12 protein-coding genes are annotated in these 24,450 nt (G+C 73.1%); 10 read left to right on the forward strand and 2 right to left on the reverse strand.

All coding sequences use genetic code 11. From position 1 onward, the window contains the following. The first annotated feature begins 137 nt into the window (after positions 1-137). The 7 genes from AOK22_RS11140 (at position 138) to AOK22_RS11170 (ending at position 18,960) form a co-directional block, all read left to right on the forward strand. Positions 138-2,108, forward strand: a complete 1,971-nt coding sequence (locus AOK22_RS11140; RefSeq protein ID WP_279617079.1) for a RiPP maturation radical SAM C-methyltransferase — start codon at positions 138-140, stop codon at positions 2,106-2,108. Beyond that, a complete protein-coding gene (locus AOK22_RS11145; RefSeq protein ID WP_055698435.1) occupies positions 2,105-3,046 on the forward strand; it encodes a TauD/TfdA family dioxygenase in 942 nt (313 codons plus the stop codon). The genes AOK22_RS11140 and AOK22_RS11145 overlap by 4 nt, the downstream gene beginning before the upstream one ends. 24 nt (positions 3,047-3,070) lie before the next feature. Next, positions 3,071-4,381 carry an MFS transporter gene (locus tag AOK22_RS11150; protein WP_063795234.1) on the forward strand — a complete coding sequence of 437 codons (1,311 nt, stop codon included), beginning with the start codon at positions 3,071-3,073 and terminating at the stop codon, positions 4,379-4,381. Further along, entirely contained in the window at positions 4,365-4,616 is a 252-nt protein-coding gene (locus AOK22_RS11155; protein WP_055698436.1) for an MbtH family protein, read from the forward strand. The genes AOK22_RS11150 and AOK22_RS11155 overlap by 17 nt, the downstream gene beginning before the upstream one ends. Positions 4,617-4,738: 122 nt before the next feature. Next, the gene (locus AOK22_RS11160; protein WP_055698437.1) at positions 4,739-8,017 is read left to right on the forward strand and encodes a non-ribosomal peptide synthetase; all 3,279 of its coding nucleotides are present in this window, start codon (positions 4,739-4,741) and stop codon (positions 8,015-8,017) included. 12 nt (positions 8,018-8,029) lie between these two features. Next, positions 8,030-14,989 (forward strand): non-ribosomal peptide synthetase, encoded by a 6,960-nt coding sequence (locus tag AOK22_RS11165; RefSeq protein ID WP_055698438.1) that lies wholly within the window; start codon positions 8,030-8,032, stop codon positions 14,987-14,989. Further along, a complete protein-coding gene (locus AOK22_RS11170; protein ID WP_055698439.1) occupies positions 14,986-18,960 on the forward strand; it encodes a non-ribosomal peptide synthetase in 3,975 nt (1,324 codons plus the stop codon). Before AOK22_RS11165 ends, AOK22_RS11170 begins: the two co-directional genes overlap by 4 nt. A 21-nt stretch (positions 18,961-18,981) precedes the next feature. Here the strand turns inward: AOK22_RS11170 and AOK22_RS11175 are convergent, their stop codons facing one another. Further along, a complete protein-coding gene (locus tag AOK22_RS11175; RefSeq protein WP_055698440.1) occupies positions 18,982-19,986 on the reverse strand; it encodes a ketopantoate reductase family protein in 1,005 nt (334 codons plus the stop codon). Positions 19,987-20,007: 21 nt separating this feature from the next. Then, a complete protein-coding gene (locus AOK22_RS11180) occupies positions 20,008-21,216 on the reverse strand; it encodes an ATP-grasp domain-containing protein (protein ID WP_055698441.1) in 1,209 nt (402 codons plus the stop codon). 326 nt (positions 21,217-21,542) lie between these two features. Here AOK22_RS11180 and AOK22_RS11185 point away from each other — a divergent pair, with 326 nt between their 5' ends. The 3 genes from AOK22_RS11185 to AOK22_RS11195 all read left to right on the forward strand — a co-directional run bounded on the left by AOK22_RS11185 (position 21,543) and on the right by AOK22_RS11195 (position 24,444). Next, a complete protein-coding gene (locus tag AOK22_RS11185) occupies positions 21,543-22,121 on the forward strand; it encodes a sensor histidine kinase (RefSeq protein WP_055698442.1) in 579 nt (192 codons plus the stop codon). Further along, positions 22,118-22,798: a response regulator gene (locus tag AOK22_RS11190; protein ID WP_055698443.1), complete on the forward strand. Its 681-nt coding sequence runs from the start codon at positions 22,118-22,120 to the stop codon at positions 22,796-22,798. The genes AOK22_RS11185 and AOK22_RS11190 overlap by 4 nt, the downstream gene beginning before the upstream one ends. Positions 22,799-23,070: 272 nt before the next feature. Further along, entirely contained in the window at positions 23,071-24,444 is a 1,374-nt protein-coding gene (locus AOK22_RS11195) for an LLM class flavin-dependent oxidoreductase (protein WP_237773440.1), read from the forward strand. Positions 24,445-24,450 lie beyond the last annotated feature (6 nt).

Raw genomic sequence — 24,450 nt, forward strand, 5'->3', positions numbered from 1 at the left:
AGATGTGTATGAGCTACAGGGCTTTGTCTGGGGCGATGCGGGGTTTTCCGTTGGCCAGAACTGCTCTGCCGGGCGCGCGGATTTCAGTTTAGGCTTCAGTGAATTCTCGCGGGAGGTCGTTGGTGCGTGTCGCGCTGGTGAACATGCCTTTTGCCGACTGGAACCGTCCATCATTCGCCTTGGGTCAGTTGTCGACTCTTGTACACCGGGAGTTCAACGGCCGGGCGCAAGCGCAAGTGTGCTACTTCAACCAGGACATGGCCGAGTATTTCGGGACGCGGCTCTACGAAGCGCTCTCGGTGAGTCACGATCATGTCGACACCGGCATCGGGGACTGGCTCTTCCGGCACATCGCTTTTCCGGACATGCCCGACACCACCGATGAATACTTTCAGCGGTACTACCGGGGTGCCCGCTGGGAGGGCTTCCGTGCGGAGATCCTGCGGGCCCGCGAAGGGCTGCGGGCGTTCTGCGAGGAGCTGATCGGGCGGTACCGGCTCGACGAGGCCGACATCGTGGGCTTCAGCTCCATGTTCGCCCAGCATGTGCCCAGTATGGCCCTGGCCGCACTGATCAAGGAGCGCAACCCGGAGACCCTCGTCGTGCTCGGTGGCGCGAACTGCGAGGCTCCCATGGGGGCGGTGATCGCGGAGCACGTCCCGGCCGTCGACTTCGTCTTCTCGGGGCCCGCGCTGAACACCTTCGCGGAATTCCTCCAGTGTGTGCTCGACGGTGAGATCGAACGTGCCGATACCGTCCCCGGCATCCTCTCCCGCCGCAATTGCCGGGATCCCCGTTTCCGCAAGGCAATCGGTACGGAGCGGGACATCGATGATTTCTTCCTGCCCGACTACGACAGCTTTTTCGATGCCCTGGAAAAGCGTCCCGAACTGCGCCGCACCGGCACCAGCGAGCCGATGCTGTTCTTCGAGACGTCCCGTGGGTGCTGGTGGGGGCAGCGTTCGCATTGCACCTTTTGTGGGCTGAACGGTGAGAGCATGGCCTTCCGTGCCATGGCGCCCGATCTCGCCGTCCGGCAGTTCAACTGGCTTTTCGAGTTCGCGCCCGAGTACACCTCGCTGTTCTGCACCGACAACGTCATGCCGCGCAATTACGCGCGCGAGGTCTTTCCGCGGCTCGACCCGCCGCCCGGCACCTCGATCTTCTACGAGGTCAAGCTGCCCCTGAGCCGCCAGGCCCTGCGGTCCATGACGGACGCCGGGGTGACCGTCGTCCAGCCCGGCATCGAGGCGCTCGCCTCCTCCACGCTCAAACTCATGGGCAAGGGCACCACCTCCTTCCAGAACCTGCAGTTCCTCAAGCACTGCGACGAGTTCGGCATCAAGCCCGAGTGGAACCTCCTGATCGGCTTCCCGGGCGAGGACCCCGCCGTCTACCGCAAGTACGTCGAGGAACTGCGGGACTTCGTTCACCTCGTACCGCCGCACGGCGTCTACATGGTGCGCTTCGACCGGTTCAGCCCCTACTTCAAGCGCAGCGAGGAGTTCGGCCTCGACCTCACGCCGGTGGACTACTACGCGCTGACCTATCCCTTCGGCGCGGACGCCCTGGCCGACCTCGCGTACTTCTTCGCCGACCAGAACCTCGCCGCGTACACGCTCAACGCCATCGAGTGGCACGACCAGTTGAGCCGGCTCGTCGCCGAGTGGCGTGCCGCCTGGGACGGTGAGCCGGGCGGCTCCCGTCGCGAACTGCGCCTGGTCGCCACCGACGACGGCGGGTTTGCCGTCCGGGACTCCCGCTCCGGGACCCTCCAGGTGCATCCGGTCGACGCGGCGACCGCCGGGCTGCTGCGCCGCCTGTCGTCCCCGGCCAAGCCCGACCAACTGGCCAAGGACTGGCCGGACGGACCGGACGACCTGCGGCGGCGCCTCGATCACCTGCGTGAACAGCGGTTCCTGTTCACGGAGAACGGCCGCGTGATGAGCCTGGTGCTCACCGAGGCGGACGGTGAAGCGGAGGATTTTGCCCAGGAGGAGTCCGCCGCGGCCGACACCCGGCGGCTGCTTCCGCTCCTCACGGACGCGCCGCTCCGTCCGGGCACTTCGCCTTCGGACGCGCCGCTCCTCACGGACGCGCCGCGATGAGCGCCGAGACCCCGCTGTTCCCGGTCCTCGTCGAGCCGGACGGCGCTCCGGCGGCCGAGCGGCTGCGCGCCGACCGGGAGAAGCTGCGTACCGCGCTGCGCGAAAGGGGCGCGCTGCTGCTGCGCGGCTTCGACGTCCGGGGCCCCGACGGCTTCGCCGAGATCGTCCGCGCGCTGTCCGGCGACCCGCTGCCGTACACCGAGCGCTCCTCGCCGCGCAGCGTGATCAAGGGGAACGTCTACACGTCCACCGACTACCCGCCCGGCGAAGAGATCTTTCTGCACAACGAGAACTCGTACCAGGCGAGTTGGCCGCTGACGCTGTTCTTCCACTGCGTCCGGCCGCCGCTGACCGGCGGCGCCACCCCGCTGGCCGACACCCGGCGCGTCCTCGACGGCATCGACGACGCGGTGCGCGCGGAGTTCGAGCGGCGCGGCTGGATGGTGGTCCGCAACTACGGCGATCTGCTCGGCCTGCCCTGGCAGGAGGCGTTCAACACCAGCGACCCCGCCGAGGTCGAACGGTACTGCCGGGACCAGGGAATCGAGGCGCAGTGGCGGCCCGGCGGAGGACTGCGCACCACGGCGGTGCGCGATGCCGTGCGCCGGCACCCGGTGACCGGCGAGCCCGTGTGGTTCAACCACGCGACCGTCTTCCACGTCAGCACCCTGCCGGAGAGCGCCCGGCTCGGACTCCTCGAGATGCTGGGCGAGGAGAACCTGCCGAGCCAGACGTACTACGGCGACGGCGAAGCGGTCCCGGACGACGTCATGGACCATCTGCGGGCGTGCTACCGCGCGGCGTCGACCCGCTTCGACTACCGTGCGGACGACGTCCTGGTGATCGACAACATGCTGGTCTCCCATGGCCGCGAGCCGTTCACCGGACCCCGCCGGATAGCGGTCGCCATGGCGGAGCCGTACACAGCACCTCGATGACCCCACGGACGGAAGACCCTTTTCATGCCCGCGCGTTCGCTCTGGTCCAACCGGGACTTCTCCATCTTCTGGGCGGTGCAGGCGCTGTCCGAGGTCGGCAACGCCTTCTCGCTGGTGGCCGTGCCGCTGCTGGTGCTCCACACCACGGGATCGGCGGCGCAGATGGGGCTGCTGACCGCGGCCGCCGGCGCCGCGGCGCTGCTCACCGGTCTCGTGGGCGGCGCCTGGGCCGACCGCTTCGACCGGCGGCGGCTGCTGATGCTCTGCGACGCGGCCCGGCTGGTGCTCTACGGGGCGATCCCCGTCTGCTGGGCACTGAACCCGCAGATCTGGCTGCTGTACGTGGTCATGGTCCTGGCCTCGGTCTTCGAGATGCTGTTCAAGATCACGTACGTCACCGCGGTGCCGAACCTCGTCGACAAGGACCAGATCGTCGAGGCGAACGGCCGCCTGGAGGCCACCAACGCCATCGCGTACATCGCCGGGCCCGCCCTGGCCGGTGTGGTGTCCGGGTTCTTCGGGCCCACGGCCGCGGTGGCGATCAACGCGGGCAGCTTCGGGATCTCCTTCCTCGGGCTGTTCCTCATCAGGCTCAGGCCCGCCGAGCGGCCGGCGGAGGGCGACACGGCCGTGGCCAGGAAGCGTGCGCACGACCTGCGCACCGGCTTCCGCACCGGCGCCGCCTTCCTGTGGCGTACGCCGGTGCTGCGGGCGCTGACCGTGCTGCTCACGGTCACCACGTTCCTCAGCCTGGGCATGACCGACGTGTTCATCTACCACCTGCGGCACGGCCTGGGGCAGGACGAGCGCACGGTCGGCTACGTCCTCGCCCTCGCCGGTGTGGGCACCTGCGTGGCCGCCGCCGCGACCGCCCGGCTGCGGCGGTCCTGGGGGTTCGGCCGCTGCTGGCTCGGCTCGATGGCCCTGTGCTCGGCGGCGACGCTGGCACTCGGCCTCTTCGGGTACGTCTCCGTGGCGGCCGTGACGATCTTCGTCTACTCGTTCGGCATGGCGCTGGCGGGCGTCTGCTCGATGTCCCTGCGGCAGGAGGTCACCCCCGACCATCTGCTCGGGCGCGTCACCTCCGCGTTCTGGACGATCCACGGGAGCCTGGCGCCCCTCGGCGCGGCCGTGCTGACCGCCCTGGTCGGGCGCCTCGGCACGCGCGGTCCGCTGATCGGCGTGGCCGTGGTCTTCCTGGCCGTGACCGTCGCCGCCGCCTTCACGCCCATCCGGCAGCGCCACCCCGAACGTACCGCCGTACAGCCCGCGAACCCGTCGCGGACCGAGCCGGCACCACCGAGAGAGGAGTCACGGGATGACGCCGAGGCCTGACGAGGACGACCGGCTGTACAAGGTCGTGGTGAACCACGAGGAGCAGTACTCGGTCTGGCCGGCCGACCGGGACAACCCGGCCGGCTGGTCGGACGCCGGCAGGACGGGACCGAAGAGCGACTGCCTCGCCCACATCAAGGACGTGTGGACCGACATGCGCCCCCTGAGCCTGCGCCGGCGCCTGGCGCGGGAAGAGGCCGGACCGGTGCCCCGGGACACCGGACACGCGGGCTGAGCCCCCAGGCCCTCCACCGCATCGCCGCACCGCGAACCATCGCTGCACTGCTCACCATCGCCACACCGCGCACATCGCCGCACCGCGAACCATCGCCGTACCGCGAACCAGGGAAGGCACTCGTGCACGACGACCTGGAAACACAGCCGGTGGCCCTGTCGGAGGAAACGGTCCGGCAGCCGCTCTCCCACAGCCAGGAACGGCTGTGGTACCTGGAGCAGTTGACCCCCGGCGACCCCGCCCACCACCTCTCCTCCGCGACCCTCGTCGAAGGCCCGCTCGACGCCGGGCGCCTGGCATCGGCCCTGCGGATCTGCGCGACGCGCCACGACCTCCTCCGCGGCACCTTCCACGCCGGGGACGACGGCCCGTACGCCATCGTCCACCCCGGTTCCGAACTGCCTTTGCGCGAGGTGGACTTGGGGCCAGAACCCGTGCCGGAGGCGGTGCTGCGCCGCGCTCTCGCCGAGGAGGGCGCCCGCCCGTTCGCCCTGGACACCGCACCCGCGCTGCGTGCCGTTCTAGTCCGTGCGGGCGAGGAGCGGTCCGTCCTGCTGCTCACGGCCCACCGCGTCATCGCCGACCGGGCCGCGCTCGCCCTCGTGGAGAGCGAACTCGCGCTGTTCTACGGGGAGTCGGGGGAGACGTCCCCCGCGGCTCCGGCCGCGGCACGGGCGAAGTCCCCGCTCGCGTACGCGGACCGGGCCGCCCGGGAGCGGGGGGACGGGGACGACTGCCTGCCGTACTGGCGGGAGCGGCTGCGGGACCTCCCGCCGCTCGACCTGCCGGCCGACAGACCCCGGCCGAGGCCCGCGACCCGCCGGGGCACCGGCCACCGACTGCGCGTCGATGCCCGCCGCGCCGAGTCCCTGCGCCGCCTGGCCCATGAGGAGAACGTCGCCGCCGGGACCGTGCCGGCGGCCGCCCTCGCCGTCCTGCTCGCGCGCTGGACGGGCCGGTCCGACGTGGCCTTCGGCGTCCCCGTGGACCGCCGCACCGCGGCGGGGGCCGCGGAGTTCGGCCCGTACGAGGACCTGCTCGTCCTGCGGACCGACCTGACGGGCCGCCCCACCTTCCGTGAGGTGGTGCGCCGGGTGGGCCGCACGCGGGAGGAGGCGGGACAGCACGCCGCCGTACCGTTCGGACGGCTCGTCTCCCTCCTCGCCCCGGAGCGTGACCTGGGCCGTCATCCGCTCTGCCAGGCGGTCCTCCGTACCGAAGGGCCGCCTCGCACGGGCTTCACCGCTACCGGATGCACCACGTCCGCCCTGGAGTGGGACGACGGCACCCTCTCGTACGACCTGCAGTGCACGGTCACCGACGACGGGCGCGGCGGCCTCGACGTGGAGCTGCGCCTGCCGTCCGGCCTGTGGCTGCCCCGGTCGGTGGATCGCATGGCGGCTGCCCTGCGGATGCTGCTCACCGCCCTGGCCGACACCCCCGACCGCCGCATCGGCGACGTACCCCTGCTGCCGCCCGAGGACCGCGCCCTGATCGACGCCTGGAACGCCACCGAACGGCCGCTGCCCGAACCCGCCACCGTGGACGGCCTGTTCAGGTCGTGCGTGGACCGCACCCCGCGGGCCGTCGCCCTCACGGACCGCACCGGCAGCTGGACGTACGCTGAGCTCGCCCGCCGGGCCGGGAGCATCGCGCGGTCGCTGACCGGGGCGGGCGTCACCGCCGACAGCCCGGTCGCCCTGCACATGGAGCGCTCCGCCGATCTCGTCGCGGGCATGCTGGGCGTCCTCCTGGCCGGTGGCGCCCATCTGGTCCTCGACCCCGGCCACCCCGTCGAACGGTTGCGGCTGATGGCCGAGGACGCCGGCATATCGGCCGTACTGAGCCGCGGCGACCCGCCCGCCTGGCTGCGCGACCTCGGCGTGCCCCGGCTCCGGCTCGCCGACGCGGAGAAGGGGCCGGACGAGGCCCTGCCGCCGCCACGCAGCCACCCCGACAGCCTCGCCACCGTCGTCCACACCTCTGGCTCGACCGGACGCCCCAAAGGCCTCGGCATACCCCACCGCGCCGTCGTGCGGCTGATCACCGGGACCGACTACGTGACCATCGGGCCCGACGACGTCCTGCTCCACCTGGGCGACCCGGCCTTCGACATCACCGCCTTCGAGGTGTGGGGCGCGCTGTGCAACGGAGCCCGGGTCGACGTACTGCCCGGCGACGAGCCGCTCGGCCCCGACGAGGTGCTCGCCGCGCTGCGCGAACTGCGGCCCACGGTCGTCTCCCTCACCGGCACCCTCTTCAACCGCGTCGCCGACATCGACCCGCGGGCCTTTCGCGGGCTGCGCCACCTGTTCGTCGTCGGCGAGGTGATGGACCCGCGCAGGACCCGCGCGGTGCTGGGCGGCGGCGCACCGCCCGCGCACCTCCACAACGGCTACGGCCCCAGCGAGAACGCCACGTTCTCCACGACCCATCTCGTCGGCCGGCTGCCCGACGACGCGGTGAGCGTGCCCATCGGCACCGCCATCACCAACACCACCCTGCACGTGCTGGACGAGGACCTGCGTCCGGTGCCGATCGGGGTGGCGGGCGAGCTCTACGTCGGCGGCCTCGGCGTCGCCCGCGGCTATCTGCGCCGCCCGGACCTCACGGCCGAACGCTTCCTGCCCGATCCCTTCGCCGCCCGGCCGGGCGCGTCGATGTACCGCACCGGCGACCTGGTGAGGTGGCTGCCGGACGGGGCGCTCGACTTCCTCGGCCGGGCCGACCAGCAGGTGAAGATCCGCGGGTACCGGATCGAGCCGGGGGAGATCGAGGCGGCACTCCTCGACCGCGGCGACGTGCGCGAATGCGTGGTGCGGGCCGTCGACGTCGCCGGGGACCGGCGGCTCGTCGCCTATGTCGTCCCGGGGCCCGGACGCCCGCCGTCCGCGGCGGAACTCCTCGGCGGACTGCGCGACCGGCTGCCCTCCCACATGGTCCCCGGCCATGCCGTCCTGCTCGACGCCCTGCCCACGACGGCCAGCGGGAAGACCGACACACGGGCCCTGCCCGGCATCACCGAGGACGACGCCGTCCCCGCGGACGCGGACACCGTGCCGCCCAGGACCGCGACGGAACGCGCGCTGTGGGACATCTGGGCCGACGCCCTGAACGTACGGGCCTTCGGGGTGCACGACAGCTTCTTCCTGATCGGCGGGCACTCGCTGCTCGCGTCGGTGGTGCGCACCGCGGTCCGCGAACGGCTCGGCGTCGCCCTGCCGTTGCGGACCCTGTTCGATCTGCCCACCATCGCGGGGCTCGCCGCCGAGGTCGAACGCGCCGGCGGCGAGGCGGTGGCCGCGCGGACCCGGGCCGGATCGGCCGACGACGCGGATCGAATCGACGGCCTGGTGGCCGAACTCGAACGGCTCGCCGAGACCCGGCGCGCCGAGGGATAGCGGGGGAGAGACATGACGTACACGACGAAGACGGCCGACGCGGTCGACGCCGACCTGCGGGACAGGATCGGACGCCTCCCCGCCGAACAGCGGGCCCTGCTGCGCCAGCGCATGTGGGAGAAGGGCGCCGCCACGGGGCTGCCACCCCTGGACGGGGACGGCGAGGCCCCCGCGTCCTTCACCCAGCGCCGGATGGCGTTCCTGTGCGGGCTCGACCCGGACAGCCCCGCCTACCACAGCCCCGTCGTCCACCGGCTGCGCGGCCCGCTGGACGACACGGCCCTCGAAGCCGCCCTCAACGACCTCGTGCGGCACCACGCCGTCCTGCGCACGGTCCTCCCGGTGCGGGAGGACCGCACCGTCCAGCGGGTCCTGCCCCACCGCCACCTGGACCTGCCCGTCACCGACCTGACCGCGCTGCCCGAGAGCGACCGTCTCCCGGAGGCCGAGCGGCTCGCCCTGGTGGCCGCCGGGGAGCGATTCGACCTGGCCGCGGGGCCGTTGGCGCGGTTCCAACTGCTGCGCGTCGCCGCGGACGACGCGGTCCTGGTGGCCGTCTTCCACCACGCGGTCATCGACGGCTGGTCGGTCGGGGTCTTCCTGCGCGACCTGGGCACCGCGTACGGCGCCCGCCTCGGCGGCCGGGCACCCGAACTGCCCGCCCCCACGGTCGAGTACGCCGAATACGCCCGCTGGCAGCACGAATGGGCCGAGGGCGCCGAGGCCACGGCCCAACTCGACTACTGGGAGCGCCGCTTGACCGGCGCCCCCGACCCGATGCCGCTGCCCGCCGACCGGCCCTGGCCCGAACGGCCCGGAGGCCGCGCCGCGTCCACGGTGTTCACGGTGCCCGCCGAAGTACGCGACGAGCTGCGGCGGTTGTCGGCGCGCACCGGCAGCACGCCGTTCATGGTGCTGCTCGCCGCGTTCCAGATCGTGCTCGCCCGCTACGGCGGCCACGACGACGTGGTGGTCGGCACGCCCGTCGCCAACCGCCGGTACCGGGGCTTCCACGACCTGGTCGGATTCTTCGCCAACTCGGTCGCGCTGCGGTCCCGGATACGCCCCGGGGCGTCCTTCGAGGACTTCCTCGCCGAGGTCCGCACGACCTGCCTGGAGGCGTACGAGAACCAGGACGTCCCCCTGGACCTGGTCGCCCGGCGGCTGCACCCGGAGCGCACCCCCGGCCGCAACCCCGTCTACCAGGTCAACTTCACGCTGCACAACACCCCGCCGCGCGAGGTCGGAAGCCTCCCGGGCGGGATCGCCCTCACCCCGCTCGACCACCTCGACCACGACGCCGCCCGCTTCGACCTCGACCTGAACATCTGGGAGACCGACGACGGCCTGGAGTGCCGGCTCATCCACTCCGCGGACGTGTTCGACACCGCCACCGGCGAACGCCTCGCCCGCTCCCTGACCGTCCTGCTCTCCGCCGCGCTCGCCGACCCCACGGCACCGGTCGGCGCCCTGCCGCTGCTGACGGCCGAGGACACACGGGAGGCGCTGCGCGAGGCGGCCGGTGCCCCGGTGGCCCGCCCCGAGGACGTCCGCGTGGAGCGGCTCTTCGCCGAGCGCGCGCGGGCGCGTCCCGACGCGGTCGCCGTGTCGGGCGCGGGCCGCCCCGACCTGACGTACGGGGAACTCGACCGCCGCGCCAACGGGCTCGCCCACCGGCTGCACGGTCTCGGCGCGGGGCCGGGCGCCGTGGTCGCGGTGCTGCTGCCGCGCGCGCCCGAGGCGGCCGTCGCGCTGCTCGCCGTGCTGAAGAGCGGTGCCGCCTATCTGGCGCTCGACCCGGCGTACCCGAAGTCCCGGCTCGACCACATGCTGCGCGACAGCGGGACCCGGCTGCTGGTCACCGACGCCGGCCTGCGGGACCTGGCGCCCGACGAGGGCGTTTCGGTGGTCACCGTGGACCCGGACGGTGCCGCCCCCGAGGAGGCCGAGGCCCCGCCGCGGGGCGACGTCCGCCCCGACGACCTCATGTACCTGATGTACACGTCCGGTTCGACGGGCGGGCCCAAGGGCGCGATGCTCTCCCACCGCCAGGTCGCCAACTACCTGCTGTGGGCCGTCGAGACGTACCTGCCGCCGGGGGCCGACGGCGCCGTCCCCGTGCACTCCTCGCTCTCCTTCGACCTGACCGTGACGAGTCTGTTCGCACCGCTCCTCGCGGGCCGGTGCCTTCGGTTCGCCGACGACGACGGCACGCCCGGCCACGCCCTGCGCGCCTCCGCCGGGTCCGACACGGACCTCGCCTTCGTCAAGCTCACCCCGTCCCACCTGGGGATGCTCGCGGACGCGGGCGCGCAGGAACGCGCCGGGGAGTGGACCCGCACCCTGGTCGTCGGCGGCGAGGAACTCCTGGAGGAACGGCTCACGGCATGGCGCGGTGCCTCCGGCGGGCCGCGCGTCGTCAACGAGTACGGCCCCACCGAGACCGCCGTGGCCTGCGCCGCGTACGACAGCGCGCACCCGGCCGGCGGCTTCGGCCGCGTACCCATCGGCAGGCCCCTGCACAACGTGCGGCTCCACGTCCTCGACGCATGGCTCAACCCCGTGCCGGTGGGCGCGCCGGGCGAGCTGTACGTCGGCGGGGCCGGCGTCTGCCACGGCTACTGGAACCGCCCCGGCCTGACGGCGGAGCGCTTCGTCCCCGATCCCTTCGGCGAGGAGCCGGGCGGCCGCCTGTACCGGACCGGGGACCGGGTGCGGCGCCTGGCCACCGGTGACCTGGAGTACCTGGGACGCCTCGACGACCAGGTCAAGATCCGCGGCCACCGGATCGAACCGGACGAGGTGGCCGCCGCGCTGGCTCAGGACCCCGAGGTCCGGGAGGCCGCCGTGATCGCCCACGGCGACACTCCGGAGAACCGGCACCTGGTCGCCTTCGTCGGTCCGGGCACGACGACCACCGCCGGCCCGGCGGCCGAGGACGACTGGGTGGACCGCTGGCGGACCCTGTACGAGGACACCTACGGCTCCGCCGAGCGCCCCGCCGACCCGTCCTTCGACCTGGCCGGGTGGAACAGCAGCTACACCGGCGAGCCCCTCGGGGCCGACGCGATGGGCGAGTGGCTGGACGCCACGGTCGAGCGGATCCGCGCGCTCGGGCCCCGCCGGGTCCTCGAGATCGGCTGCGGCACCGGCCTGATCCTCTCCCGGGTCGCCCCCGGCTGCGACCACTACGCGGGCTGCGACCTGTCCGAGCAGGTCATCGACCGGCTGCGGGCCACGGTCGGCGCCGCAGCGGACGGCCGGATCGCGCTGCGGTCCGCTCCTGCCCACCTCGCGATCCGCGACGGAGAGCGCTACGACACCGTCGTCCTCAACTCCGTCGTCCAGTACTTCCCCTCCGTGGAGTATCTGTTCGGGGTCCTGGAGCGGGCCGTCGAGGCGATGCCCGACGGCGGTCACGTCTTCCTCGGCGACCTGCGCAACCTCGCCCTCCTGGAGGCCTTCCACGCCTCCGTGGCCGAGCACCGCGCGCGGCCGGGCACGCCCGCCGACGTCCTGCGCGCCGAGGCCCACTGGCGCATGGAGGCCGAGAACGAACTCTGCCTCCACCCAAGGCTGTTCGACGCGCTGCGCAGCCGGCCGCGCGTCGAGGCGGTCCGGGTCCTGCCGAAGCGGGGGACGGCCGACAACGAACTGACCCGGTACCGCTACGACGTCGTGATCACCGTCGCCGGCCGGGACGCCGCTCGGCACACCGCCGTGGTCCCGGCCGTGGCGCCGCCGTCGCGCGACTGGCAGGCGGAGGGCCTGGACCCCGCCGCCCTGGACGCGCTGCTCGGCTCCGAACGCCCCGACCGCCTCGCGCTGCGCGGCATCCCCAACTCCCGCCTGACGGCGGACCTGCGGCTGCTGGCCCGGCTCTCCGGCGGGGCGCCGGACGCCGTCCGCCCGGGGGCCGACCCCGAGGAGCTGTGCCGGCTGGCGGCGCGCCACGGATACGACGCCGAACCGAGCTGGGCCGACGGGCGTCCCGACGGATCCTTCGACCTGCTACTGCACCGGAGGGGGACGGCTCCCGCACCGCCCCTGCCGCCCGCCGACACCGCCGCGCCCCCGCGGCTCGCCACCGAACCGGCGTGGCGGCCCGCCGCGCTCGCCGCACTGCCCGGCATCGAGGACCGCGTCCGCACCCGGCTCCCCGGCCCCCTGCTGCCTTCGCGGTACGTCGTGCTGCGCCGGCTGCCCCTCACCGCCCACGGCAAGGTGGACCGCGCCGCGCTCGCCGCGCTCCTGGCCACGTCGGCCGCCTTGGCCGCTCCGGCCGACGCGGAGGACCCGGGGGAGGAGGCCGTCGAACTCACCCCCACCGAACGGCGGATGGCCGTCATCTGGAGCGAACTGCTCGGCCGTGACGGCATCGTCCCCCAGAACGACTTCTTCGACCTCGGCGGCCATTCGCTGCTGACGTTCCGTCTGGTCTTCAGGCTGCGCGAGGAGTTCGAGGTGGAGGTGCCGATCCGCGGGCCCTTCGACGCCTCCACGCTCGCCGCCCTGTCCGCCCTGGTCGACGGCATGCTCGCGGAGAAGAACGGTCCCGCGCCGCTCGCGCTCGCGCCCGCCGAACGGGAGGCCACGGCAGCGGCCTCCTTCGCCCAGGAACGCCTGTGGTTCCTCCATCAACTGGACCCGGAGACGGCCCAGTACAACTACCCCGTCTTCGTGCGGCTGACCGGCGAACTCGACGTCGGCCTGCTGCGGCGGTCGCTGACGGAGATCGTGCGGCGGCACGAGGCGCTCAGGACCGTGATCACCGCCCGCGACGGGCGGGCGTACCAGACCGTGCTGCCCGCCGAGCCGGTCGCGCTGCCGGTCACGGACCTGACCGCGCACCCGCCCGAGCGGCGCGAGAGCGAAGCGGGACGGCTCGCCAGGGAGCAGTACGCGGAGCCCTTCGACCTGGCCGCCCCGCCCGTGCTGCGGGCCGGTCTGCTCCGGCTCGACGCCACCGACCACGTCCTGCTGCTCACGGCCCACCACGTGACCGTGGACGGCTGGTCGTCCGCCGTCCTCCTCGAAGAACTCGCCGAGCTGTACGCCGCGGGCCACGAGGGACGGCCGCACCGGCTCGCCGACCTTCCGGTGCAGTACGCCGACTACGCGCTCTGGCAGCACCGGCTCGCGGAGACGGGCCACTTCGACCGGCTGGTGGAGCACTGGACCGGGCGTCTCGACGGCATCCTCGACCTGCCGGGGCTGCCCCTGGACCGCCGCCGCCCGACCCACCCCGAACACCGGGGCGAGAGCCTGCGCTTCCGGATCCCCGCCGGGACCACGGACGCGGTGCGCGCGCTGTGCCGCGAGGAGGACAGCACCCTGTTCATGGCGCTGCTCGCCGCCCTGTACGCGGTGCTGAACCGGCGGACCGGGGAGACCGACCTCGTCGTCGGCTCGGACGTCGCGGGCCGTTCCGACACCAGGACCGAACCGCTGATCGGCTTCTTCGTCAACCAGATCGTGCTGCGCGCCGACCTCACGGGCGCCCCGACCTGGCGGCAGCTCCTCGACCGCACCAAGGCCCTCGCGCTGGACGCCTACGCCCACCAGGACCTGCCGTTCGAGGAGGTCGTCAAGGCCCTCAGCCCGCCGCGCACCCGCAACCACAGCCCGCTGTTCCAGACCAAGCTGGTCCTGAACAACAACCGGCGGGCCGCCGACTCCATGGGCGGTCTGCGGATCAGTCCGTTCTCCGCGGACCTCATCGACACCAGCCGCTTCGACATCACCATCGTCCTGGACGAGGACGACTCCGGGATCGCGGGATTCCTCAACTACGACCCGGAGCTCTTCGACGCCACCACCATGGAGGAACTGCGCGAGCAGTACGTCGCCCTGGTCGCGGACATGGCCGCAAGGCCCGACGCCTCGATAGCCGACGCGCCCCTGCCCACCGCGCCGCCCGCCACCGCGGAACGGCCCGCACCGGGCCGCGGCAGACGGCGCGGCCCCGGGGCGCTGCGCGCCATCACGCCCACCAAGGTCGCCCTCGCCTCGGGCGACGCCGTCACCCAGGAGCCCCTGCGGGAAGGCGCCGCCCTGCCCCTCGTGCTGCGGCCGGTACGCCCCGACGTCGACCCGGTGGCCTGGGCACGCGCCCACCGCGAACGGCTCGACGCCGACCTGGAACGGCACGGCGCCCTGCTGTTCCGCGGCTTCTCGGTGACCGACGCCGACGCACTGGAGCGCTTCGCCTCCGTGTTCGTCGACGACCTCTTCGCCGAGAACGGCGAGCACCCGCGCGCCTCGCTCGGCGGCAACGTCTACACCCCGGTGTTCTTCCCGCCGGAGGAGAAACTCCTCTGGCACAACGAGAACTCCTTCAACGCCGAGGGCCCGACCCGCATCTGGTTCTGCTGCGCCCGCCCGGCCGAGTCCGGCGGCGAGACCCCCGTGGTCGACAGCCGCGCCGTCCACCGCGCCCTCGACCCGGCGCTGCGCGAGGAGTTCACCGCCAAGGGGGTCATGTACGTCCGCAACTACGGCACCGGCCTCGGCCTCGACTGGCGGGACGTCTTCCGCACCGGGGACCGGGCCGAGGCCGAGGCCCGCTGCGCCGAGCAGGGACTGCGCCACACCTGGCACGGCGACCGGCTGCGCACCACCGCCGTACGCCCCGCCGTGCTGCGCCACCCCCGCACCGGCGAGTGGTCCTGGTTCAACCAGGCGCAGCACTGGCACACGTCCTGCCTCGCCCCGGACGTCCGCGCGTCCCTGCTGTCCACGATGGCGCCGGACGAACTGCCCCGCAGCTGCCGCTTCGGCGACGGGACACCGATACCCGACGAGGCCGTCCAGGAGATCCTGCGGGTCTACCAGGAACTGGAGGTCTGCTTCCCCTGGGAGCGCGGCGACGTGATGCTGCTGGACAACATCCTCACCGCCCACGCCCGCAACCCCTTCCGCGGCGAGCGCGAACTCCTCGTCGCCATGGGCGACATGGTGAGGTATCAGTGACGGCGCCGGCCGAGCGGACCCGGCAGGTGGAGGGGTACCGGCTGTCCTTCCAGCAGCAGCGGCTGTGGCGGCTCGCCGAACTCGGCGTGCCGTCCTGGGCGCAGCTCCTCGTCACCGCCGACGGCGACCTGGACGCGGAGCGCCTCGCGGCCGCGCTGCACGGCACGGTGGCCCGGCACGAGATCCTCCGCGCGTCCTATCAGCGGGTGCCCGGGGTACGGACCGCGCTGCTCGTCGTCCGGGACCCGGACGACCTGCGCCCGCACTGGATCCACGAGGACCTGCGGCACCTGGACGAGGCGGCGCGGTCGCGGCGCATCGACGAGGCGGCCCGCGACGAGCGGCGGATGCCGCACGGCGGACCGGACGAGCCGCTCCTGCGGGCCACCCTGTTCGCCCTCGGCACCGGGCGGCACGCCCTCCTGCTCACCACCACCGCCCTCGCCGCCGACGGCCCCGCGCTGCGGCTGCTCGCCGACGAGCTCGCCCAGCGCTACGCCGGCGCACCGCCCGCCGAAGAGGTGCTGCAGTACAGCCAGTTCGCCGAATGGCAGCACCAGGAGTACGGGGAGCAGCAGCACTCGGCGGGGTCGGCGGAAAGTCCCACGCGGCGGCTGTCCCTGCCGCTGCGCCGACCCGAGGGCTCCGGCGGCCCCGAGCGCCGCACCGTCACCGCGCCGCTGCCGGACGGCGTCACGGCCGCCGTGCACGCCTACGCGCGGCGGCGGCGCGTGCGTCCGGGAGCGGTGCTGCTGGCCTGCTGGCAGACGCTGCTCGGCCGGATCAGCGGACAGCGCGACCTCACCGTCGGCACGCTGCTCACCGGCAGGGAGTACGAGGAAACGGCTACCGCCGTCGGCCCGTTCGCCCACTGGGCCGACGTGAGCGCCCGGCTCGACTCCACCGTGGTCCTCGACGCCCTCGCCGCACGGGCCGAACGGGCCCTGTCCGACGCCGAGGAGGCCCACGACGAGACCCCGTCCGCGGGCGGAACGGGCCCGGCGGGCCACGACATCGGCTTCGTCTGCCAGGACCTCACCGCGACGCCGGACGTCCGGGCCGGCGGGACCGACGGCGTGACCTTCACCGTGCTCTGGGACGACGTCGAGACCGAGCACCACGCCCTGCGGCTCCAGTGCGCGCTGGGCCCGGCGGAGGGCCGGACGACGTGGCACTACGACGGTGAGCAGTTCGACGACGCCTACGTACGTGTCCTCGCCGACCAGTACGCGACGCTGCTCGCCGCGCTCCTGGCCGCGCCCGCCGACCCGGTGCGCCGGATGCGCCTTCCCGCGGCGGCCACCGCCGCCCCGCTCCAGAACCGCCCGCCCGAACCGGCGGACGGCTTCTGCCTGCACCATCTCGTCGAGCGGCAGATACGGCGCACCCCGGACGCCCTCGCCGTCGTGGCCGCAGCCGAGCGGCTGACCTTCCGTGAGCTCGGTACCCGGGCCGACCGGTGGAGCCGGTCGCTCCGCGCACGGGGTGTCGGCGTCGAGACCCCGGTGGCGGTGAGCGCGGCCCACTCGGCCCCGCTGCTCGTGGCGCTGCTGGCCGTGCTCAAGGCCGGCGGGACGTACGTACCGCTCGATCCGCAGCTCCCGCCCCTGAGAGCACGGGAGTTGATGGAGCGCGCGGGGTGCCGGCTGCTGCTCACCGACCGTCCGGACGAGGCCGATGTGCCGCGGGGCGTCGAGTGCGTCGACGTGCGGGGCCTGCCGTCCGACGAGGCGGACGCGGGCGTGGGCACGGACGAGGCGCGGCCCGACGACCTCGCGTACATCATGTTCACCTCCGGCTCGACCGGAGCCCCGAAGGGCGTCATGCTCCCGCACCGGGCCGTCTGCGACTACCTGCTGTGGAGCGCGCGGACGTACCACGACGGGGGCGGTGCGGAGGGCGCGGCCGGTGCGGGCGGGGCGATGGCGCACTCCTCGATCGCGTTCGACCTGACCGTGACGAGCCTGTTCCTGCCCTTGGTCACCGGCCGCCCCGTGCACCTCGACCCCGCCTGGCGGGACGCCGTCGCCCTCTCGACGGAACTGGCGGACCGGTCCGGCCTGGACGTGCTCAAGCTGACCCCGTCACACCTGAAGGTCGTCAACCACGCGGTGGATCCGGCGGACTTGGCGGACATCACGGGCTCGCTCGTCCTCGGCGGAGAGACCCTGCACGGCGAGGCGGTCGCCCCTTGGCTGGCCGGCGCCCCGGGGACCAGGGTGTTCAACGAATACGGTCCGACCGAGACCGCCGTCGGCGTGTGCGTCCACGAGGTGGGAGCCGAGGACGCCCGCCCCGGCCCGGTCCCCATCGGCCGGCCCATGGACCACGCCGAGGTCCTGGTCCTGGACGAGGACCTCGAACCCGTGGCCGTGGGCGTGCCGGGGGAGCTCCACATCGGCGGCACGAGTCTCGCCCGCGGTTACGCCGGTGCCCCGGACGCCACCGCCGAACGGTTCGTGCCCCACCCCTTCTCGCCCGAGCCCGGCCGCCGCCTGTACCGCACCGGCGACCTCGCCTGCGTCGGCCCGGACGGCCTGATCCACTGTCTGGGGCGCGTGGACGACCAGATCAAGGTCAACGGCGTACGGGTGGAGCCCGAGGAGATCCGCGCCGCGCTGCTGCGCCATCCCGGGGTACGGGACGCGGCCGTGGTCCTGGTCACGGACGAGGAGCGCGGCGACCACCTGACGGCCTGCGTCGTCACCACGGAGGACGCAGGGAACGCAGAGGAAACAGAAGCAACCACAACCACAGCCACCGACACCCCCGGCACCGACACCGGCCCCCAAGCCCTGCGCGACTTCCTCGCCGAGCGGCTGCCCGCCCAGCTGGTCCCGTCGACGTACGCGAGGACCCGGGCGATCCCCCTCACGCCGAACGGGAAGGTGGACCAGGCCGCCGTACGGGCTCTCGCCCCCGACGGCGGCGCGGCGCAGGCGGTCCCCGCGGCGGGCCGGACGGGGACGCCGCCGCACGGCCCGGTGGAAACCGCCGTGGCCCGCGTCTTCGGGGAACTGCTCGGCGCGGGACCGGTCGCCGCGGACGACGACTTCTTCGACCTGGGCGGTCACTCCCTGCTGGCCGTCCGTCTGATCGCCCGGCTGAACGCGGAGTTCGGCACCGCGCTGCGGGTGCCCGTCCTGTTCACGGAGCCGGACCCGGACGCGGTGGACCCCGACAGCCCGGCCACGCCGCGGCACCTGGCCCGTCTCCTGACGGCGCGCGCCGCCGCCGACCTCGCCCTCTCGGAGGACATCGTCGCGCTGCGGCCCCGGGGCGAGGGCACCCCGCTCTTCTGCGTCCACCCCGCAGGCGGCGAGGCCATCGGCTTCCGTCATCTCGCCGCCCGCTCGGAACTCCGCAGTCCGCTCTACGCCCTCCAGACACCGCCGACGGCTTCGGCGGACGGCGCCCCGCACGAGGACCAGAGCGTCGAGGCGCTGGCCGCCCGCTATCTGAAGGCCATCCGCACCGTCGCGCCGACCGGCCCCTATCTGCTCCTCGGCTGGTCCATGGGCGGACTCGTGGCCTTCGAGATGGCCCGGCTCCTCGAACAGCAGGGGGAGCGGACCGCGATGCTCTTCCTCGTCGAGAGCTACCTGTCCGAGCAGCTCCCGGACTCCGACGAGGACAGCGACGAGGCGGCGGGCGCCGACGGGGCCGACGCGGGCGGCGAGACCGACGCCGAACGCCTCGATCTGGACCTCCGTCTCCGCGCCAACCGCACCCATCTGCGCGCCGCCCGCGCCTACCGCCCGTCGGCGTACGTCGGCCCGGTGTCCCTCGTCCAGGCCGACCGGCAGGACCCGGACGTCCGGCAGGCCGCGGCCCGCTCCTGGTCCCGCGTCTGCGCGCCCGAGCAGCTCACCCGCCACGTCCTGGAAGGCGACCATCTGACCCTGTTCACGCCGCCGTACGTCACCGAACTCGCCCGCCTGATCGACCGGTTGACGCCTGAGACGCCTTAGGGGTACGCGCGGCGGCCGGGCTCAGGCCGTGGTGGCCCCGGCGATGCGCTCGCCCAGTTCCTCGGCCGTGACGCCGCCCGGCTCACGGCCGAGGCGCACGCTCTCGGCGGCGGCGTGCTGCAGGACCGCGTTCACCGGCGTGGGCACGCCGTGGATGCGGCCGAGCAGGACCACCTCGCCGTTCAGGTAGTCCGTCTCGATCGAGCCGGCGCCCCGCGCCAGGCTCTGCCAGGTCGAGCTGCGGGCGCGTTGGCCGGGGACCGGCTGCGGGTCGACCGTGCCGGTGCGCAGTTCGGTGAGCTCGGCGCCGCTCGCGCAGGCGATGCCCGCGGCGTCGAGGACAGCGGTGCCCTCGGCCTTCGCGCGGGCGACCAGGTCCTGCGCGGCGGGGTCCGCGGCGGAACCGCACACGGCCTCGACCACGTTGGCGAGATTGCCGAGCAGCTTGCCGTACTTCCAGCGCATCACGTCCGGCACCGCCGGGGCCAGGAAGCGGGCCTTTTCCAGGTCGTCCGCGATCCGCCGGGCGGTCTCGTCCGTGCCGGCGCCGTAGCGGCCGATGACCAGGGCGCCGGTGCAGGGGCCGCAGGGCGCGAGGACCTCGCCCGGGTTCAGGTGGCTGCTGGGCAGGATCACGCAGACGCCGTACACCTCGCGGAAGCGGCGCAGCGCCAGACGCTCGTTCTCCACGCCGTTCTGGGCGCACACCACGGGCAGGCGTTGGCCCGCCGTGCCGCCGCCCGCCACCGGCCGCGCGGCCCAGGCGTCGAGGGCGGCCACGCTGTCCTGGGTCTTGACGGCGAGCACGAGCACGTCGTCCGCGCGCAGTTCGACGTCCTCGGGCCCCGCCACGACCGGCACGTCCAGGGTGAGCGTGCCGGTGGGGACCGTCAGCCGCAGGCCGTGCGCGCGCAGCGCCTCGAAGTGCGCGCCCCGGGCGACCAGGACGACGGACTGCCCGCTCTCGTGCAGCCGTCCTCCGATCGAACCGCCGACCGCTCCGGACCCGATGATGATGTAGCGCATTCCGCTCCCTGGCTTTCCGCTTCAGGCGTCGTACGGGGTGCTGCCGCGGCGCCCGGTCCACCGCACCCCCGCGGCGTACCACTCGGCGAGTTCCTGGGCGTGCCGCTCGACCTCCTGGTCGTCGGCGCCGGTCAGGACGTAGGCAGCCAAGTAGTGGGCGGACTTCACGCCCCCCTGGTACGTCGAGCCCACCGTACCCCGCAGGCGTTCCTCCACCACGAAGGGCGGGGGATCCTCGGGCAGGGCCGCGAGGGTGGCCCGTTCGGGATAGAAGACGACCCAGCCCGCGCTCCGGCCGGGCGCGACGCCGTGCATGCCGGTGTCGGCGGGGGCGCGCGGGTCGACCTGGGCGCGGAACCACTGCTCGTCGAGGCCGAAGCCGGTGGCGGCGCGGATGGCGGGGGAGGTCAGGGCGCCGCCGGTCCTGCTGCCGATCTCGCACAGCACCAGACGGTCGTCCGGCGTGTGGAAGACCTCCAGGTGGAAGGTGGTGCACTCGGGGGTGGGCAGCGCGTCGAGGACCGTGCGCGCGTAGCCGATGAGCCGGTCCGTCAGGGGGTGGTCGCGGGTGAGCTGCGCCGAGCCGAGGTAGATCCCGTCGTGGAAGGACAGGCAGTCGTTGAGGTAGCGCGAGACGAAGGTGGCCACCGGTGCGCCCGCCGCGACGAGCCCGTCCACGACGTACATCCGGCCTTCCACGAATTCTTCCACTTCGGCATGTTCGGGCAGTCCCTCGGCGAGGAGCCGGGCCAGATCGTCCGGGCCGCGCAGCACCCGGGTGCCGGTGGAACCCGAACCGAGCGCCGGTTTCACCACGACGGGATAGCCGTGTTCGCGGACGAAGCCGAGGAGGTCGAAGAGCACGCGTATCGGGGCGAATTCGGGTACTTCGAGGCCGCTTCGGCGCACCAGGGTCTTCATATGGATCTTGTCGCGGAACGCGAGGGCGCCGGCGTGGTCCTGGCCCGGCACGCCGAGCAGCTCCCGCAGCCGCGCGGCGCGCAGCAGATCGCTCTCCATGCGGGCGATGACGGCGGCGAAGGGTACACGATCGGCGAGTTCGAGGGCCGCCAGTTCCGTCGCGCCGCTCTCGCGATAGCCGGCGACAGGGACGGCGTCCGGCACGTGCCGGTACTGCGGGAATTTTTCCTCGGAGACCAGGAGATACGGCCGTACGCCCGTATCGGCGCCCCACTTGTCGTACGGAGTGTCCGCATAGTCGCTGTCCACAAAAGCCAGAACACGCCGCTCTGCGCCAGATTTCACCCAGCACCTCCCAGGACTCCTGATAAGCGCGCACCCGGCCGCACGCGCCATCAAGGCTAGAGGCGTGAGCCCAGGTCAGGGCCGTCCTGGCAGATACCCCGGCTTTACCTCGGAAAGATTGTTCTGCTCATTCTGACCGTGTAGGAAGAACGGTGAACTCAAGATCTTGATCTTGCGCATGTACTGGGGGGAAGTTGAAGAACCAACGGATTCTCGATGCAACGCCATCGGCTCACGAGCACGAACTGGCGAATTACCTGCACACCCTCGCAGGCCTGCTCGATCTGGAAATGTACGCACGGGCGCGGCAGTTCGTCGCGGAGCTCTCCGGCCACCCCGTACCGGAGCGGGACCGCGCGCCGTCCCCCCGCCCGCCGCGCGAGAGACGGCCCGACGAGCCGCTCCTGCACGCCCTCCTGGCCGGCAAGCGCGCGGCCGCCGCCGAGCGCGGCGTCACCCTCCGGCTCGCCGACAGCCGGCCGCCCGCCCGCCCCGCCGTCGCCTCGCGCGACCTGGTGACCGTGCTCGGCAACCTCATCGACAACGCTGTCGACGCGGCGGCCGCACACCCGGCGGCGAAGCCCTTCGCCGAGGTCGGCATGTGGGCGGAGCCCGGCGCCACGGTCCTGAGCGTCGCCGACAACGGCCCCGGGGTCCCGACCGCCCTGCGCACGGCGGTCTTCCGCGAGGGCTGGTCGACGAAGAAGGCGCCGCCGCACCGCGGCCGCGGGGTCGGCCTCGCGCTCGTCGACGGCGTCGCGCGCCGCTACGGCGGCTCGGTCCGGCTGACTGAACGGCCCGGCGGCGGGGCCGTGTTCACGGTCCGGCTGCCCCGCAATCCGCCCGTGGCGGCGGGAGCCGCGCCATGATCGACGTGCTGGTCGTGGACGACGACTTCTACGTCGCCGAGGTCAACTCCGGTTATGTGTCGCGCGTTCCGGGCTTCCGTGTCATGGGCCGGGCCCACACGGCCGCCGAGGCGCTGATGGCCGTCGAGCGCGGCGGCGTCGACCTGATGCTGCTCGACCACTACCTCCCCGACGAGGACGGGCTGCAACTGGTGCGCAGGCTCCGCAGGCTCGGGCACGAGACCGACGTCATCATGGTCTCGGCGGCCCACGGGGCCGAGCTCGTGCGCTCGGCGCTGCGCAACGGCGTCCTGCAGTACCTGGTCAAACCGTTCACCTTCGCGGCGCTGCGGGCCAAACTGACGTCGTACGCGCAGATGCGGGACCGTCTCGACGGCTTCGACTCGCTGGGCCAGGGCGAGGTGGACGAGATCTTCGGCACGCTCCACGCGCCGGTCCGGGCGGAGGTGCCGCCCAAGGGCTACTCGGCGGCGACCACCGAGCGCATCCGCGACGAACTGCTCCGCGCCGGACGGGCGTTGTCCGCGCAGGAGGTGGCCGACCTCACCGGGGTGAGCCGCTCCACCGCGCAGCGCTACCTCAAGCACCTCGAGGAGCGCGGCAGCGTCCAACTCGCCCTGAAATACGGGGGTGCCGGACGCCCCGAGCACCACTACGAGTCCGCGCGCTCCCGCTGAGCCGCCGCCGAGCCCACCCGGGACGACACGTCCGGCGCCTGTGCCGGGCACGCCCCGCGCCACCGGGCCCCGCACCCGAAGGGTGCGGGGCCCGTGTCGTCCCGTTGGCGCAATCCGGCCGTTACTGCCTGGTAATCAAAAGAAGCAGAAGGGGCTTTCCGCGGTAAAGCCACAGTGCACGCAGAACCGTGTCCCCGGTCGGCCGCTGATCTAGTGTCCGTCTCGATCCCAAGCTCCTCACCTGCAAGGACACCGGAGACCTGACTATGGGCGTGACACGCCGTACGCTCCGTCTGGGGGCCTTCCTGCTGGCTCCCGGCTACCACGTCGCCTCCTGGCGGCACCCCACGGCCCACGCGGACGGCGGCCTGGACTTCGCGCACTACCGCGACCTTCTGCACACCGCCGAGCGCGGCAAGTTCGACATGTTCTTCGTCGCCGACGGCGTCGGCATCCGCACGCCGTACCGCGATGCCGACGACCTGAGCCGCTGGGGCCGCTTCCTCCAGTTCGACCCGCTGACGCTGCTGTCCGCGCTCGCCGTGCACACCACGCACATCGGGCTCGCGGCGACCGCGTCGACGACGTACAACGAACCGTTCCACATCGCGCGGAAGTTCGCCTCGATCGACCACCTCAGCGCCGGCCGGGCCGCCTGGAACATCGTCACCTCGGTGACGGACGCCGAGGCGAAGAACTTCAACCGCGACGCCCAGCCCGACCACGGCTCGCGCTACCAGCGCGCCAGGGAGTTCATGGAGGTCGTCACCGGCCTCTGGGACAGCTGGGACGACGACGCGTTCGGCTACGACAAGGCGTCCGGGCGCTACTTCGACCCCGACAAGCTGCACGTCCTCGACCACAAGGGCGAGCACTTCTCGGTGCGCGGTCCGCTCAACGTGGCCCGCCCGCCGCAGGGTTACCCCGTCCTCATCCAGGCGGGCGCCTCCGCGGACGGCCAGGACTTCGCCGCCCGCTGGGCCGAGGTGGTGTTCACCGCCGCCCAGACCCTGGACGAGGCGCGGACGTTCTACCGCGGCATCAAGCGGCAGGCCGCCGCCTACGGGCGCGACGGCGACCAGATGAAGGTGATGCCCGGCCTCTTCCCCGTGATCGGCCGCACGCGCGCCGAGGCCGAGGACAAGTACGCCGTGCTCCAGGACCTGGTCGACCCCGTCGTCGGCCTCGGACTGCTCACCCAGCTCCTCGGCGACATCGACATCTCGGGCTTCCCGCTGGACGAGCCGCTGCCCGAACTGCCGCCCACCCAGGGCAGCACGAGCCGCCAGCAGCTCGTCTACGACAAGGCCCGCCGCGAGGGCCTCACGATCAGGGAGCTGTACCAGTCGCTCACCGGGGGCCGCGGACACCGCATCGTCATCGGCACCCCGCAGGACGTCGCCGACCTCATGGAGGAGTGGTTCACCGGGGAGGCCGCCGACGGCTTCAACGTCATGCCGCCCGTGCTCCCCGAGGGCCTGGACGACTTCGTCGACCTCGTCGTGCCCGAACTGCAGCGCCGGGGTCTGTTCCGCACCGAGTACGAGAGCACCACCCTGCGCGGAAACCTCGGCATCGACCGGCCCGCCCGCGGCGCCGCCGCCGAGCTCCCGCTCGGCACGGGCCCGTTCCAAGTCCAGGAGTGAGGACAC

The organism is Streptomyces silaceus, assembly GCF_001419745.1.
GTDB classification, from domain to species: Bacteria; Actinomycetota; Actinomycetes; order Streptomycetales; family Streptomycetaceae; genus Streptomyces; species Streptomyces silaceus.

Coding starts and splice junctions, on each gene's coding strand:
- AOK22_RS11175 (WP_055698440.1), bottom strand. CDS start 19,986: ATGCGCTACATCATCATCGGGTCCGGAGCGGTCGGCGGTTCGATCGGA.
- AOK22_RS11155 (WP_055698436.1), top strand. CDS start 4,365: ATGACGCCGAGGCCTGACGAGGACGACCGGCTGTACAAGGTCGTGGTG.
- AOK22_RS11145 (WP_055698435.1), top strand. CDS start 2,105: ATGAGCGCCGAGACCCCGCTGTTCCCGGTCCTCGTCGAGCCGGACGGC.
- AOK22_RS11190 (WP_055698443.1), top strand. CDS start 22,118: ATGATCGACGTGCTGGTCGTGGACGACGACTTCTACGTCGCCGAGGTC.
- AOK22_RS11150 (WP_063795234.1), top strand. CDS start 3,071: ATGCCCGCGCGTTCGCTCTGGTCCAACCGGGACTTCTCCATCTTCTGG.
- AOK22_RS11185 (WP_055698442.1), top strand. CDS start 21,543: ATGTACGCACGGGCGCGGCAGTTCGTCGCGGAGCTCTCCGGCCACCCC.
- AOK22_RS11165 (WP_055698438.1), top strand. CDS start 8,030: ATGACGTACACGACGAAGACGGCCGACGCGGTCGACGCCGACCTGCGG.